The 13,326-nt window shown below is 71.0% G+C and carries 12 protein-coding genes; 6 read left to right on the top strand and 6 right to left on the bottom strand.

All coding sequences use genetic code 11. The features are described 5' to 3' along the window. Positions 1–7: 7 nt before the first annotated feature. Positions 8–1,336 carry a M23 family metallopeptidase gene (locus tag JJ683_RS19375; protein ID WP_307810651.1) on the bottom strand — a complete coding sequence of 443 codons (1,329 nt, stop codon included), beginning with the start codon at positions 1,334–1,336 and terminating at the stop codon, positions 8–10. A 226-nt stretch (positions 1,337–1,562) separates the two neighbouring features. On the opposite strand from JJ683_RS19375, the gene JJ683_RS03010 reads away from it, so the two are divergent. The 4 genes from JJ683_RS03010 to JJ683_RS03025 all read left to right on the top strand — a co-directional run bounded on the left by JJ683_RS03010 (position 1,563) and on the right by JJ683_RS03025 (position 6,517). Further along, the gene (locus JJ683_RS03010) at positions 1,563–2,612 is read left to right on the top strand and encodes a Vgb family protein (protein WP_200171189.1); all 1,050 of its coding nucleotides are present in this window, start codon (positions 1,563–1,565) and stop codon (positions 2,610–2,612) included. Positions 2,613–2,720: 108 nt separating this feature from the next. Then, on the top strand, positions 2,721–4,457 hold the full coding sequence (locus tag JJ683_RS03015) for a histidine kinase (RefSeq protein ID WP_200171190.1): 1,737 nt from the start codon (positions 2,721–2,723) through the stop codon (positions 4,455–4,457). After that, positions 4,445–5,092, top strand: a complete 648-nt coding sequence (locus tag JJ683_RS03020) for a response regulator (protein ID WP_200171191.1) — start codon at positions 4,445–4,447, stop codon at positions 5,090–5,092. Before JJ683_RS03015 ends, JJ683_RS03020 begins: the two co-directional genes overlap by 13 nt. 186 nt (positions 5,093–5,278) lie before the next feature. Continuing rightward, positions 5,279–6,517, top strand: coding sequence for an alpha/beta hydrolase family protein (locus JJ683_RS03025; RefSeq protein WP_200171192.1), 1,239 nt, complete (start codon positions 5,279–5,281; stop codon positions 6,515–6,517). 45 nt (positions 6,518–6,562) lie between these two features. On the opposite strand, the gene JJ683_RS03030 is transcribed toward JJ683_RS03025, so the two are convergent. The 4 genes from JJ683_RS03030 to JJ683_RS03045 all read right to left on the bottom strand — a co-directional run bounded on the left by JJ683_RS03030 (position 6,563) and on the right by JJ683_RS03045 (position 9,725). Further along, positions 6,563–7,636, bottom strand: coding sequence for an NAD(P)H-dependent amine dehydrogenase family protein (locus JJ683_RS03030; RefSeq protein ID WP_200171193.1), 1,074 nt, complete (start codon positions 7,634–7,636; stop codon positions 6,563–6,565). A gap of 171 nt (positions 7,637–7,807) precedes the next feature. Beyond that, complete coding sequence (locus JJ683_RS03035; RefSeq protein WP_200171194.1) at positions 7,808–8,275, bottom strand: hypothetical protein; 468 nt, start codon at positions 8,273–8,275, stop codon at positions 7,808–7,810. 149 nt (positions 8,276–8,424) lie between these two features. After that, positions 8,425–8,868 (bottom strand): SRPBCC family protein, encoded by a 444-nt coding sequence (locus JJ683_RS03040; RefSeq protein WP_200171195.1) that lies wholly within the window; start codon positions 8,866–8,868, stop codon positions 8,425–8,427. Further along, a complete protein-coding gene (locus JJ683_RS03045; RefSeq protein ID WP_200171196.1) occupies positions 8,868–9,725 on the bottom strand; it encodes a lysophospholipid acyltransferase family protein in 858 nt (285 codons plus the stop codon). Before JJ683_RS03045 ends, JJ683_RS03040 begins: the two co-directional genes overlap by 1 nt. Before the next feature lie 168 nt (positions 9,726–9,893). Between JJ683_RS03045 and JJ683_RS03050 the strand changes: the two genes are divergently transcribed. Continuing rightward, positions 9,894–11,498 carry a class I adenylate-forming enzyme family protein gene (locus tag JJ683_RS03050; RefSeq protein WP_242474355.1) on the top strand — a complete coding sequence of 535 codons (1,605 nt, stop codon included), beginning with the start codon at positions 9,894–9,896 and terminating at the stop codon, positions 11,496–11,498. A 268-nt stretch (positions 11,499–11,766) separates the two neighbouring features. Here the strand turns inward: JJ683_RS03050 and JJ683_RS03055 are convergent, their stop codons facing one another. Beyond that, positions 11,767–12,645: a carboxymuconolactone decarboxylase family protein gene (locus JJ683_RS03055; RefSeq protein ID WP_200171197.1), complete on the bottom strand. Its 879-nt coding sequence runs from the start codon at positions 12,643–12,645 to the stop codon at positions 11,767–11,769. A 181-nt stretch (positions 12,646–12,826) separates the two neighbouring features. Here JJ683_RS03055 and JJ683_RS03060 point away from each other — a divergent pair, with 181 nt between their 5' ends. Continuing rightward, complete coding sequence (locus JJ683_RS03060; protein ID WP_200171198.1) at positions 12,827–13,315, top strand: hypothetical protein; 489 nt, start codon at positions 12,827–12,829, stop codon at positions 13,313–13,315. The last annotated feature ends 11 nt before the right edge of the window (positions 13,316–13,326 follow it).

Here is a 13,326-nt window from a genome sequence, read left to right on the forward strand (position 1 = left end):
TGGTCCGTCAGTTGCCGAAATTCACGATCGCGCCGTTCAGCGGCAACTCGCCGGTGCGCGGCGCCGGATCGTCCAAGTGGTGGGCGAAGAACGCGCCGCTGAGATAGTCGTCGGCCGCGAGAATCGCCGCGGGCTCGACGTAGCCGGCGTAGTCGAACGCGTCGAGCACGTAGGGCACCCCGTCGCTGCCGTCCAGGTTGGGCCCGTCCATCAGCTGGAAGTGCAGGTGCGGGGCGTTCGAATTGCCGGTGTTGCCGAGCAGGCCGATCACCTGCCCCTTGGCCACCTTGTCGCCCGGCTTCACCGTCAGCGGCCCCTCCTGCAGATGCGCATACATGGCCCACGTGCCGCCCCCGAGGTCCTGGATGACGTGATTGCCGTCCACGTTCTCGACGGTGAGTTTCGCGGCCAGCTCCGGTACCGTCGCGGGCAGAATGCCGGGCGCGTTGGCCTGCACGTCGTCGAGCACCGAGGTGACGGTGCCGTCGGCCACCGCGTGCACCTCCTGCCCGTAGTCCTGGTAGCTCTCGTTCCTGGTCTTGTCGCCGACGTAGAAGCGGCCATGATCGTCGGTCCGCATCCAATCGATGGCGAACCGCTGGCTGCCCCTGAGCCCGCCGTCGAACGGCATCAGCGAATCCACGTGCGGGAAGCCGACCCCGCAGCAGCCGTTCTGCGCGACCCAGTCGTTCCCCCGTACCGGCGGCGAGATCACGCGCGCCGTGCGTGCCGACACGTCCTTGGGGGCGACCGTGTAGCTGACTGGGGCCGGCGCCGCGGAAGCCGGGTTCGCCGAGGCGAGGGCGGTGATCCGGTGCAGCACCCGCTTCGGCACGTCCGCCACGTCGTCCGCGGTGAAGTCGACCAGCAGCGACCGGGATTCGCCTGTCGGGATGACGGCGTCCTTCGCCGGGGCGGAGGGAAGCAGGCGTAGCCGGTTGCAGTCGCCGTAGCCGCACGACGGATCGACGAGAGCGGTGCCCGAGAATGACGCGAGCGCGCGCTTCGTGTCCGCCGCATCGACGATGTCGACCTTCTGCAAGGTGGCCGACGCCGGCCCCGCGTTGGTGAGCTGCAGCGCGTAAGCCACGTGCGCCTTCCCGTCGCTGCCCATGAACGGGAACGTGGGCGAACCGAGGTTCTGCACGGTCAGAGCGGTGTATCCGGCGGATGTCCGGGCCGGCGACTCCTCCGACACCGGCGCCGCATCACCGCCTGACGCGGCGCCGGCAGACTGCACGGCACTATCCGCCTTTCCAGCACCGTCCGCAGCGTCCCCGCCGCTGGAACAACCCGCCGCGACCAGCAGCGTCAGGGCGAGTGCCGCAAGGATCACGGACCGCGGACGGCATAGTCGCACTCTCGCCGCGGGCCATCTCGTCGCAGGCTTCGGGGTCCAGCTCATGCCACCGAGCGTGCGCGCTCGCGCACGTATTCGGAATAGACCCAGGTCGCGCTTCTGCCGCCGATCCGGGTATTCGCGAACTGGAGACGTAGGCCCATGGCCGCACCGTGCCCGGGGGACGACTGTGGAATGGCAGTCCCGGGTGGAAGGAGAGCGCATGGCCCCGGAAATCGGCTCGATCGACGTCTACCGCGATCCCGAGAACCTGATCGAATCACCCTGCGGGATCATCGCTGCGGGTGACGACGTGTGGTTCACGAGCATCGCCAACGACCGTGTGGGACGTGTGCGCCCGCCCGACGACACCCGCTTTCCCGCCCACGCAGCCGCCGCCATCGGGGCCTCCACCATCGGGACGTCATCCCCGATCGAAACCTTCGCCGACCCACACGGCCGGATGCGGCTGCCGGCCAACCTGTTCCCCGACGCGTACGGCCGCATCTGGATCACCTGCCTGGGCTCGGACAGCCTGGCCGGCATCGACCCGCACGCCGCCGATCCCGCGTTCACCATCACCGCGGTTCGCCACCCGGACCTGCGCGGCCCGGTCGCGATCAAGTCGGCCGCCACCGGACTGCTCTGGTTCAGCCTGCGCGGGGCCGACGCGATCGGGTCGCTGGACCCGCGCGCGGCCGACCCTGCCACCACGGTGGCGATCGTGCGATCCGGACTCATCGCCGACCCGTCCGCGCTGTTCATCGACGCCCGCGGCCTGGTGTGGTGGGTCAACGCGGCGACCGCCACCGTCGGCCGGCTCGACCCGTCGTCCCACCACCCGGCCGCCACCGTCGCCCGGTTCGGTCCGTGGCCGAGGTACGGCGCGCCGCGGGCGTGGGCTCCGGGCCCTGCCGGCGGGCTGTGGGTGACCACCCAGAACGAACCTGGCCTTTTGCGGATCGCGCCGCCCGCGTACGGCGCGGCCCCCGGCATACTGGCGGTCACCTGGTATACCGACCCACTGCTGCACTCACCGGACGGAGTGTGGACGGCACCGGACGGGACGGTCTGGCTGGCGGACTCGGCCGGTGACACGCTCGTCCGCTTCCACCCGGATGCGGGCAGCTGGGAGCGGTTCACCGCACCGGGCGTTGAAGGACCGTTCGACATCAAACCCGGCCCCGACCCGGCCTACCTGTGGTTCACGAACAAGCGCGGCGGTTCCATCGGCAGGATTCGCGTGGTGAGGGGTGACGACGGTGCGCCATGATCACACAAGCACCTGATCATGGCGGTTGGTGGTCCCGACAAGAAGTGGGCAATGCCGTGACCAGGCATCCCAGGCGTTCTACGCTGGTCGCATGACAGAGCACGGCAGATGAGCGGACCGGGGGGCGCCCGACTGCGCTCGCTGGACCGGGCCCTCCTCCTGGCCGCCGGCAGCGTGGTCGCCCTGGGCTGCCTGCAGCTCGGCCTCTCGCTGCCCGGATCGGGTGACCTGTGGTGGGCGCACCTGGTTCTCGTGTTCACATTCTGGGTCTACGCCGCCGCCGGACTGCTGGCCTGGCATCGCCGCCCCGGCAACAGCATGGGCATGCTCGTCACGTTCGGCGGTGCCGCCGTGCTGGCGGGCAGCCTCGGCAACACGTCGGTGCCGGCCCTGATCGCCGTCGGCGCCATCACCGCCACGGTGGTGCTGGCCGTGACCGTGCACCTGCTGCTCGCCTTCCCGTCCGGCAAGGTGCACGGCCGCACGGCGCGCATCGTGGCCACTGCGGGCTACGGGGTGGCCCTGATACTGCAGGCGCCGCAGTACCTGTTCGACCCCGACGCGGCTTCCCTGCTGTTCGTCGCCGACCGGCCGGGACTGCTCGACGCGGGGGCGTGGGTGCAGCGGACGGCGGGCGGCCTGGTCGTCGTGGCGGCGGCGCTCATCCTCGCGCGCCGCATCGTGCATGCCCGCGCCGGGCGCCGACGCGTCCTGCTCCCGCTGTTCGCGTACGGGATGCTCGCGCTGCTGTCGGTGCCGCTGCGGCCGACAGTGCTCGAACCCGCGCTCGGCGGGATCACCGCCGCCGTCGTCCAGTTCGTGATCATCGCGGGTGTGCCGGTGGCGTTCGTGCTCGCCATGCTGCGCGGCGGGTTCGCGCGCGAGGGCGAATTGGAGGAGCTGGCCGTGCGGCTCGGCGACGCCGGGGGCGCGCACGGCCGGATCCCCCTCCTCCTCGGCCAGGTGCTCGGCGACGCCTCGATAGACGTCCTGTTCTGGATGCCCGAGCAATCGGCCTGGGTCGACTCCGCGGGTGCCCCGGCCGTCCTGCCGCTGCCGCAGGACAGGGCCGGCGTCGAGGTGACCATCGGCGGAGAGCGGATCGGGGCGATCCTGTACGACGACGACCTGATCGCCGACCCGGAGACCGTGCAGGCCGCCGGCCGGGTGATGGCGCTGGCCATCGAGCGCGAACGCCTTTTGGCCCGGCTCCTGGCACAACGCGGCGCGCTGATCGCCTCACGTGCGCGCATCGTCACGGCCGCGGACCGCGAGCGCCGCCGCATCGCCCGCGATCTGCACGACGGCATGCAGGTCAGCCTGGTGCTCCTCGCTCTCGAAGCCCAGCGTGTCGCGTCCGCCGCCCCCGACGGGGCCGTGCGATGCCGGGTGCTGACGCTGCGCCACGGCATCGACGAGACGGCCGCCGAGCTGCGCACGTTCGTACACCGGCTGATGCCGCCGGCCCTGATCGAACGCGGGCTGTGCGCGGCGGCCGAGGACCTGGTGGACCGGATGCCGCTGCCGACGGTGCTGCACGCCGAGCCGACCGGTGGACCTCTGCCGCCAGGCGTCGAGAGCACCGCATACTTCCTCATCGCGGAGGGGCTGGCCAACGCCCTCAAGCATGCCCGGGCCGCACGGATGTCGGTGCGGATCGGCCGCGAAGCCGACCTGCTCACCGTCGAGGTGCACGACGACGGGATCGGCGGCGCCGCGATGCACGGCGGCCGCGGGCTGCGCGGCCTCGCCGACAGGGTCCACGCGCTCGGCGGGGAGCTCCGCGTGGACAGCGCCACCTCGTGCGGCACGCACCTGCGGGCGGAACTGCCATGCGCGTCGTGATCGGCGAGGATGACCTGCTGCTACGTCAGGGCGTGACGGCGGTGCTCGTGGACGGCGGCTTCGACGTGGCAGCGTCGGTGGGTGACGCCGACGCGCTGCTCGGCGCGGTGGAATTGCACCGCCCCGAGCTGGTGGTGACGGACATCCGCATGCCGCCCGGGAACGCCGACGACGGACTTGCCGCGGCGCTGCGCATCCGCGCCCGCCACCCGGGCACCGCTGTCGTGGTCCTGTCCCAGTACGTGCAGCGCCGCTACGCCACCGAGTTGCTCGCCGGCACTCCCGCCCGCGTGGGCTATCTGCTCAAGCAGCGCATCTCCGATCTGGACTCGTTCCTGGGCGCCCTGCGCGCAGTCGTGGACGGGGGCACGGCGATCGACCCGGAGGTGATCGAGGTGATGGTCCACCGGGCCCGCATGGTCGACGGCCGCATCGCACACTTGACGCCCCGGCAGCGCGAGGTCCTCGCCCTGATCGCTGAGGGGCGCAGCAACTCCTGGATCGCAGAGCACTTGGTGATCTCGGAGAAGGCCGTGGTGCAGCACACCTCGCACATCTACGACGCGCTCGGCATCCCCGTGGACGCGAACGACCACCGGCGCGTGCTGGCAGTGGTGCGGTACCTCGCCGGGTAGGGCCCGAAAACACGTCGGCGGCGGCCCGCATCCGTCCGGTCGACGCTGTATCCGGCGCGCGACGGGACTTGAGTCTATGGCCTGCCGTCCTCGCGGCGATGACACTGATGCCATGCGAGTTCCGCGCATCTTCGACACCCGTCCGCCGGCCGCAGCCCGTGCGGTCACAGGAGAGGACACCGGACTATGAGTACCAATCCTGCACGGCGTCGCAACCAGCTGTTCGACAGCGCCTTCCACGACCGGTTCGGGCAGTGGCCGGTGGGGTACATCCCCGCCGGCGGAGCCGACATGGGTGACGTGGTCGCCGTCGCGAACGCGGTGGGCGACGGCGACGACTCCGCGTTCTACGACGCGTTCGTCTCTTCCGGGGATGCGAAGGCCGCCGCAGCGCGGCGGCTGCTGTCCGCGGGGCACCGGCACAGTGCCCGCGGCCAGTTCCTGCGGGCGAGCTGCATGTACGCCGCGGCCTACCACCCGATCTTCGGCAGTCCCGTCGACCCGCGCCTGCTCGCGGCGTTCGATAAGCAGATGGGCGCGTTCCGCACGGTGATGGAGCTGTCGGATCCTCCCGTGCGCCCCGCCGGCATCCCGTTCGAGGGCGACGAACTGCCCGCATACCTGGTGCCCGCGGCCGGGCGCGCCGACGAGGTGCGTCCGCTGCTGATCCTGACCAACGGGTTCGACGCGACGATGACCGACATGTACTTCGCGTCGGGCGTGGCGGCGCTCGAACGCGGCTACCACGTGCTCCTGTTCGACGGACCCGGCCAGGGCGCGATGCTCTACCGCCGAGGAGTCCCACTGCGCCCCGACTGGGAAGCCGTGATCGCCGCCGTGGTCGACTATGCAACGACGGTTCCGATCGTCGACAGCACCCGCATAGCGCTGAGCGGGTGGAGCCTGGGCGGGTACCTCGCCCCCCGGGCCGCCTCCGGCGAACACCGGCTGGCCGCGTGCATCGCGGACCCCGGCCAGTGGGACATCGCCGACTCGATGCGGCGCTTCCTGGCCGTCCTCGGGGTGCCGGACGCGGACACCGTCGCCTTCGACAGTCTCGACGACGCGACGCTCACCCGGCTCGCCACCGCGATCGAGTCGGACAGAGAGATGCGCTGGCAGATCGTTCAGCGCGGATACTGGACGACCGGCGCGGCAGACCTACGCGGGTTCCTCCGTATTCTGGCCGGGTTCACGCTCAAGGACCGAGTGGGCGACATCCGTTGCCCCACACTGCTGACCGCAGCCGAGAATGACCCTCTCGCCGCAGGCACAAGCGTCTTTTTCGATGCGCTGAGCTGTCCGAAAACCCTCCTGCGATTCACCACCGCCGAGGGCGCTGGAGAGCACACCGAGATGATCAACCGCTCGCTGTACAACCAGCGCGCACTCGACTGGCTCGACGAGACTCTCGACGCCGGCTGAACGGCCTCGACGTGCACGCTGCCCGGTCCCCGCGATGAGCGGAGATCACGACGCGAGTCCCCGCCCGGTCACCAGCGGAAGGTCGACGGCAGTGACGATCCCCGGCTTCGCCCCGACGACCGCCTCGACGGTGTTGACCAGACGCATCGCGGTCATGATCATGCCGGAGTCGTTGTGGTCGCCGTGCTCGCCGTGGTGGTGGAGGTCGACGGTCATCGACGGCTGCCCCGTCACCTCGACCCGGTAGCACCCGTCCCCGCGTGCGGGCCTCGGCCAGCCCGGCGCCTGCGCGGGCGCCGTGCGGGTGACGTGCTCGAGAACCACCTTCTCCTCGCCGCCCACGGTGCCGACGACCTCGAAACGCAGCGCGGCCGCCGTGCCTTCGGCGACGTGGCAGCACACGGTGTCGAAGTCCTGGTCGGCGGGCAGGCGCTCGTGACGTTCAACCAGCGGCTCGTCCAACGTGAGCCCCAGTCCTGCCGCGATCTGGCGGACCACCGAGCCCCACCCGAGCGCCAGCACGCCGGGTTGCAGCAGGAAAGGCGTCTCGTCCAGCGGACGGCCGAACCCGAACAGCTCGGTCATGGTCATCGCCTGATCGTAGGTGCTGTAGTCGGCGATCTCCGTGCATCGGACCTGGTCAATCCGCTGCGACAGGCTCGTCAACACCAGTGGCAGCACATCGTTGGCGAAGCCCGGATCGATGCCGTTGACGTACAGGCTCGCGCCGCCCTGCACCCCGGCGGCGTGGATGCGTTCCACCTCGTCCTCCGGCAACACGCCCCACGGATACTGCAGCAGCACCGGGCCCGAGGACACGACGTTGATGCCGTTGTCGAGGAAGAAGACGAGGTCCTGTACGGCCTCGAAAATCCGGTCGTCGGTCATCGCTGTGTGCACGATGCAGTCCGGCCGCAACGCCAGCAACGCGTCTCTATCGGTAGTGGCGCGGACGCCGAGGTCTCTGCCCAGCCCGGCGAGTTCGCCCGCGTCCCTTCCGGCCTTGTCCGGGTTCGAGACCCACACGCCGACGAGTTCCAGTTCCGGACGTGCGTCGATGCCGGCGATCGCATGCCGCCCCACCGTGCCCGTCGACCACTCCACTACTCGCAGTGCCACTGCATCCTCCCTTCGTCACCTGATCCGTCGTCTCGCAGTAGACCAGTCGTCCATACCCGCGGTGGCCGCTTTGTTGAAACTCCGCGGTCGTGCGGCCGATGCGTCGCGCATATTCGTGCAGGCCGGGGCGATTCCGCTCGCCCCGGCCGGCCGTCCGATCCCGTACCCCGATCAGTCGATGGTGAACACGAAGCTCGAGTGCGGATACCCGGCCTGCACGAACGACGTGACGTCAAGCGGCTGCTGCCAGCTGGTGCCTGCCGTGCCCGTGTTGTCCGCGTAGTCGTCGGCCACCAGGGTCACGTCGCCGCGCGGCGCCATCGAGGTGCCGGACAGGTGGTAGCTCATGGTCGCCGACACCCCGTTGCCGCCGCCGACCCCCTCCACGGTGATCGTCTCGCTGCTGTGCGGATTGATCTGCGTGAGCGGCGCGTCCACCCACTGCCCGTCCCGGGCGAAACCGCCGTCGTAGAACATCGTCGAGTCGGTGTTGTTGTTGACCGTGATGACAGCGGTGGCGTCGTGCTCGGTGGGCATCGCCTGCGCCACGCCGGTGCCCAGCAGCGCCGCAGTGGCGGCGCCGCCGACGAGGACGGTGGAGGCGAGGACGGTGGCGGTGGCGCGGGTGGTGATGCTCATGGCGGTAGCTCCTGTGCGAGTCGGTGATGCGGTGTGCCGGTGTGTTCCGGCGATGACTCCACTATCCGGGGAGAACCGCGCCGCGTATGTCCCGCTACCGAACGAAACTCCGGTGGAGTCCGCGTGTCCCCCGATCGGCGGACAGGCGGCTATCGGCCGGCGACTCCGTACTCGATGCGGTGCCGGAGGCTCTCGAGCACCGCGTCGGCGAAACGCCCGATGTATCCCTGCACCAGCGTGGCCGCAAGCCACCCCGTGAACACGCCGTCGATGCGGAAGTCGACGTGCAGCCGGATCAGGGTGTCATCGCCGTCGGCCACCGCCTCGAACCGCGCGCGGTGGTGGAAACCGCTCTCCGAATGCCACGCCAGCACCCCGTCGCCCGCCTCCTCGATGCGCACCCGGCCGCCGACATACATCGTCCCCAGGAGGATGAACACCTCCCAGTGCTCGGCGTCGCCGCCCGTGTCCTCGACGCGTGCAGTGCGCCCCAGGTCCGCGATCACCGCCATGACCTCGTCGGGGCATGCCAGCACGGCTTCCGTCGCCGGCAGCGGCCGGTGCACCGTCACCGAACGGGTCATGGACGACATCAGCTCACCACCGGGATGACGCTCTTGGCGGCCAGCCGTGACAGCGCCACCTGCATCACCGACGTGACGTATTCGTAGGCCTCGTCCCAGTCGGGATCATCCCCGTAGCGCTCGTGCAGGTCGATGGGCTCGAGCACCTGGATGCGGATCTTCGCCGGCAGCGGGATGTGCGGCAGGTCGGCGGGCAGCAGCCCCCACGGCACGCTCAGGCTGATCGGCACCGACTTGACGCGCAGCAGCTTGTCGAACCGCAGCAGCTTCGCGGTCTTGCGCCCGTCGTTGAACACGTAGAAGGTCTCCTGGCCGCCGGTCGCGACCACCGGCACGATCTTGACCCCGTTGGCGTGGGCGAGACGCAGGAATCCTTTGCGCCCGTCGAACACGATCCGGTTCCGGTCGCGCCACGGGCGCAGAGCCTCCACGTCACCGCCCGGGTAGACGAGCACGTTCGCACCGCCACGGAGCAATTCCGCCGCGGTGTCCATATCCGCCTGCACCATCCCGAACTTGCGCGCGAAATCGCCGACCACCGGCATGCGGGTGACGATCTTGTGCGCCAGCCCCACCAGCGGCCGCCCCTCGACGGTGAAGTAGGTGTGATATCCGAGCAGGAACACGAACGTGTCCGGGATGTCGGCGCCGCCGCTGTGGTTGCCCACGAACAGCACCGGCTCGTCCGGCACGTTGTCGAAACCGTCCACCTCGGCGCGGAAATACAGGCGTGCGGCCAGCCAGAACCGCGGCAGCATCTCCCGGATGAACTCGGGGTCCCGCCCCTCCAGCCCGCCCGGCCCCGGCGTGAGAGCGCGGCGCACCGCGGCCGCGGGCTTCCCCAGCAGCGACGTCCATCCGCCCATCGTTCCCCCGTTTCCAGTGTCCGTACCGATCCGTCACGCCTATCGTCACAGATCCGGCGGCGTTCAGCCTATCGAGGTGGGCCCCTGCGCGCCGACCGTCCGCCGCCTGCCGCCCTCAGCCCCCGCCCCGGCGCGCGGTCGCCAGGGCCGACGACGATCATAGGCGCCATGCCTCCGATGGATTCCGAGCGCGCGCTGCACGCGCTGCCGCTGTTCACCTCCGACCCGATGGCGTGGACGCACCTGTCGGCGAGCGAACTCGTGCACCACCGCGCGGCCGTGCAGCCCGACGACACGGCCTACCTCTCCCCCGCGGGCACCACCACCTGGGCCGAGTACGATGCGCTGGCCGACGCGGTCCGCGACGCCGCATTGACGCTGCCAGGGCCCGCCACCGCGCTGGTCTTCCTGCCGGACACCGCCGAGTTCCACGCCGCGATCGTCGGCCTGTACCGGGCGGGAGTGCTCGCGGCCGCCACCGGCGCGCGCTCCGGCGCGGCCGAGCTCGCCCACATCGCCTCCGCATCGGACGCCACCGTCCTCGTCACCGCGCACGAGATGCGCGGGGCGACCGCGCACGCACTGGCCGACGCTTTGCGCACGCGTGGGGCGAATATCGCGCACACCCTCGTCGTCGAGCCGGGACGCGTCACCGTCGACGGTGCGACCCCGGGCCGTCCCGCTGTTCCGGAAAGGGCGTTCTCCGTCGACGACGTGTCCTACCTCAACGCCACCTCCGGCACGACCGGACTGCCGAAGCTCGTCACCCACACGCAGCGGCGCTGGACGACGTTCGCGGCGATCGCCTGCCGGGGCGCGGATCTGGGGCCCGACGAGGTCGTCGCGTCGTTCGTGCCCTCGCCCTACGGTTTCGGCCTATGGACCGCGCATTTCCTGCCGGCGCTGCTCGGTCGGCCGGCGGTGGTGCTCGACCGCTTCGACGCCACCGCCGCCGTGCGACTCCTCGCCGAGTACCGCGCGACCCTCCTGGGCGCGGTGAGCACCCAGTTCCGGATGATGCTGCAGGCCGACCCGGAGGGACTCGCCCGACTCGACGGACTGCGCGTGATGTACACGGGCGGCGAAGCGGTGCCCCGTACGGAGGCCGAGCGCTTCGAGTCGCTCACCGGCGCCAAGGTTCTCCAGTTCTACGGGTCCAACGAGGCGGGCGGGGTCAGCGCCACGACGGTGTTCGACGGCGACGAGACGCGGCTGGGCACCGGCGGGCATGTGCTCGACGAGATGCGCCTGCGCCTCTTCGACGCCGGGCGCGAAGTGCGCGGTCCGGGAATCCGGCGCGGGCAGCCCGCGGTGCGCGGACCGTTGGCGTCTCCCGGGTACTTCCGCGACGAGGCCGCCGATGCGGAGCTGTTCACCGACGACGGCTGGCTGCTGCTGGGCGACGTCGTCGAAGTGGACGAGGAGAACCGGCTCCGGGTGGTGGGCCGGGTCGCGGACGTGATCATCCGCGGGGGCAAGAACATTTCGGCCGCCGAGGCGGAGGACCTGGTGCGCGAGCACCCGGCGGTGTCGATGGTCGCGGCGGTCGGCGTGCCGGACACCGTGTTCGGGGAGCGGCTGTGCGTGGTCGTCGCACTCGCGCCCGGGGCTGCGCTGTCGCTGGGCGCACTCACCGCGTGGCTGCAGGAGCGGGGCGTCACCCGCGAGTACCTGCCCGAAAAGCTCGTCGTCACCGACGCGCTGCCGCTGGCCGCGGGCGGCAAGATCGCCAAGGCACGGGTGCGGGAGCTGGCGGTGCGCGAGCCGCAATGAGCACCGACCGAGGACACGCCGGGCGGACCGGCACACCGGGTGAGGCCTCGAAGCCGGTCCAGGCATGTCTTTCTCGACGCTCTGGATTGCGGAAGGATTCGCGTCGGACACCGCCAACGCCGTGCACTGCCGCGTTGCGCGTAGCCCTCCGAGTTCATGCCGTTGTCGTGCGGTTTCGCGCGTCCTGCCGCGTGGCCCGGAGTGCACGGTTCCTTCCGCAATGCAGAGCCTCCCAGGCGCACTGCCGGAGGTCCCGGCGTCGCCGATGTCAGCCGAGCCGTATCGGCTCGCCGTACTCGATGGTCCCGTCGGCGTGCACCTCGTAACTCTGCAGCCCGCCCGGAATCCGTGCCTGGTCGCGGTCCTGCGACACCGCCACCTTGTTGACGGCGTTGCGCGAGATGTCCAGCACCAGCTCCACGGCCTCGGCCGGGGTGAAGTGCTCGCGCACGGTCCCCGGAAGTTCGCCCGGCAGATACGCGGGACGCCAGATCATCGCGTCCGTCAGCGCCAGCGCAGCCCGCTGCCGGGGAGTGAAACCGGCATCCTCATAGTCGTCGATCGCGTCGAACAGGTCCTCGTCGGCACCCGCGGCCATCGCCGGTGTCGAACGCAGCGACTTGCACATCCGGCACTCGTGCTGGCGGGCCCCGCGCAAGCGCACCAGCTCGGTGAGGACCGGCTCCAGCAGCGGCAAGCGCGCCACGGCGCCGACATACTCGCCGACGGCGGGCCAGAGACCGTCCACTTCTTCGACATCCGCCGGCCACTCCCCTGCCCCGCCGAACAGCTCGGCCAGCGTCCGGCGGACGCGCGGCACCCAGTCGGCCGCATACACAGCGAGGGCGAACTCGCCGGCCCGGCCGCCGAGCACCGCCTCGAGATCCGCGTGCTGCGCGGCGGTCACCGCCGACACGTCGAGGCTGAATTGCTCGGCGAACACCACGGCGGCCGGCTCCACCGCGGGCGCCGAGACCGACGCGAGAGGCTCGAGCCCAAGCGCTCCGGCGCACGTCACGCGGGCCAGCGCCGTCAGCGCGGCCATGCCGGGCACCACGCCGCAGGCCAGCCGGTCGAGCACGGCGGCGGCCTCCGGCGCGACGTCGACGAGCACTCCGCGGGCGGTCCATTCCCATTCCGACGACATCTCCGGCGCCTCCTCGATCGTTCGACACGTCCAGCTTCCTGCGCAGCACGGGCGGAGGAAACGTACCGTCCCGCCCAACGGCAGTCAGGGGCCGGACGAGCAGCGGCGCGACGGACACCCCCGAAGGGGCCCTGCGGACGTACCGTCGAAGGACGCATCTGCACCATCCAGGAGGCTCCCCATGGCCTTCCGCAGCCGCTTATTCCGTGTACGCACTCTGCGGCCCGCCGCCGTGGCCACGTGCGGCGCTGCGATCCTGGTCGCGGCCGCAGGGACGGCCCAGGCCGGCACCGCGTCCACCGTGTCCGGCGACCTGCTCGCGCCCACGGCCGCCGACGGCACCGTGGACGTGCAGGGCCGCACCGACATCGACGCCGCCGACCCGTCCGGTCCGGGCGGATACCACGACACCACCGACGTCGCCGTCAACGGCGGCACGATGTACGTCAACGACCGCGCCGGCTGGGCGCTCGACGTACTGCGCAGGTCCGGGGGCGCCTGGGCGTTCCGCGCGGCGGTTCCGACGCAACCGGGGACCGGCCCGTATCTCGACTTCGTGCCATCGGGCGAGCCCGCGCCCGGCGGGGGTTCACTGGGCGCCGGTTCACTGGGCGCCGGTTCACTGGGCGCCGGTTCACTGGGCGGCCTGACCGGCTCGCTCGGCGGTTGATCCTCGGAGGC

Origin of the sequence: Tomitella cavernea, assembly GCF_016599145.1 — a bacterium.
Lineage (GTDB): Bacteria > Actinomycetota > Actinomycetes > Mycobacteriales > Mycobacteriaceae > Tomitella > Tomitella cavernae.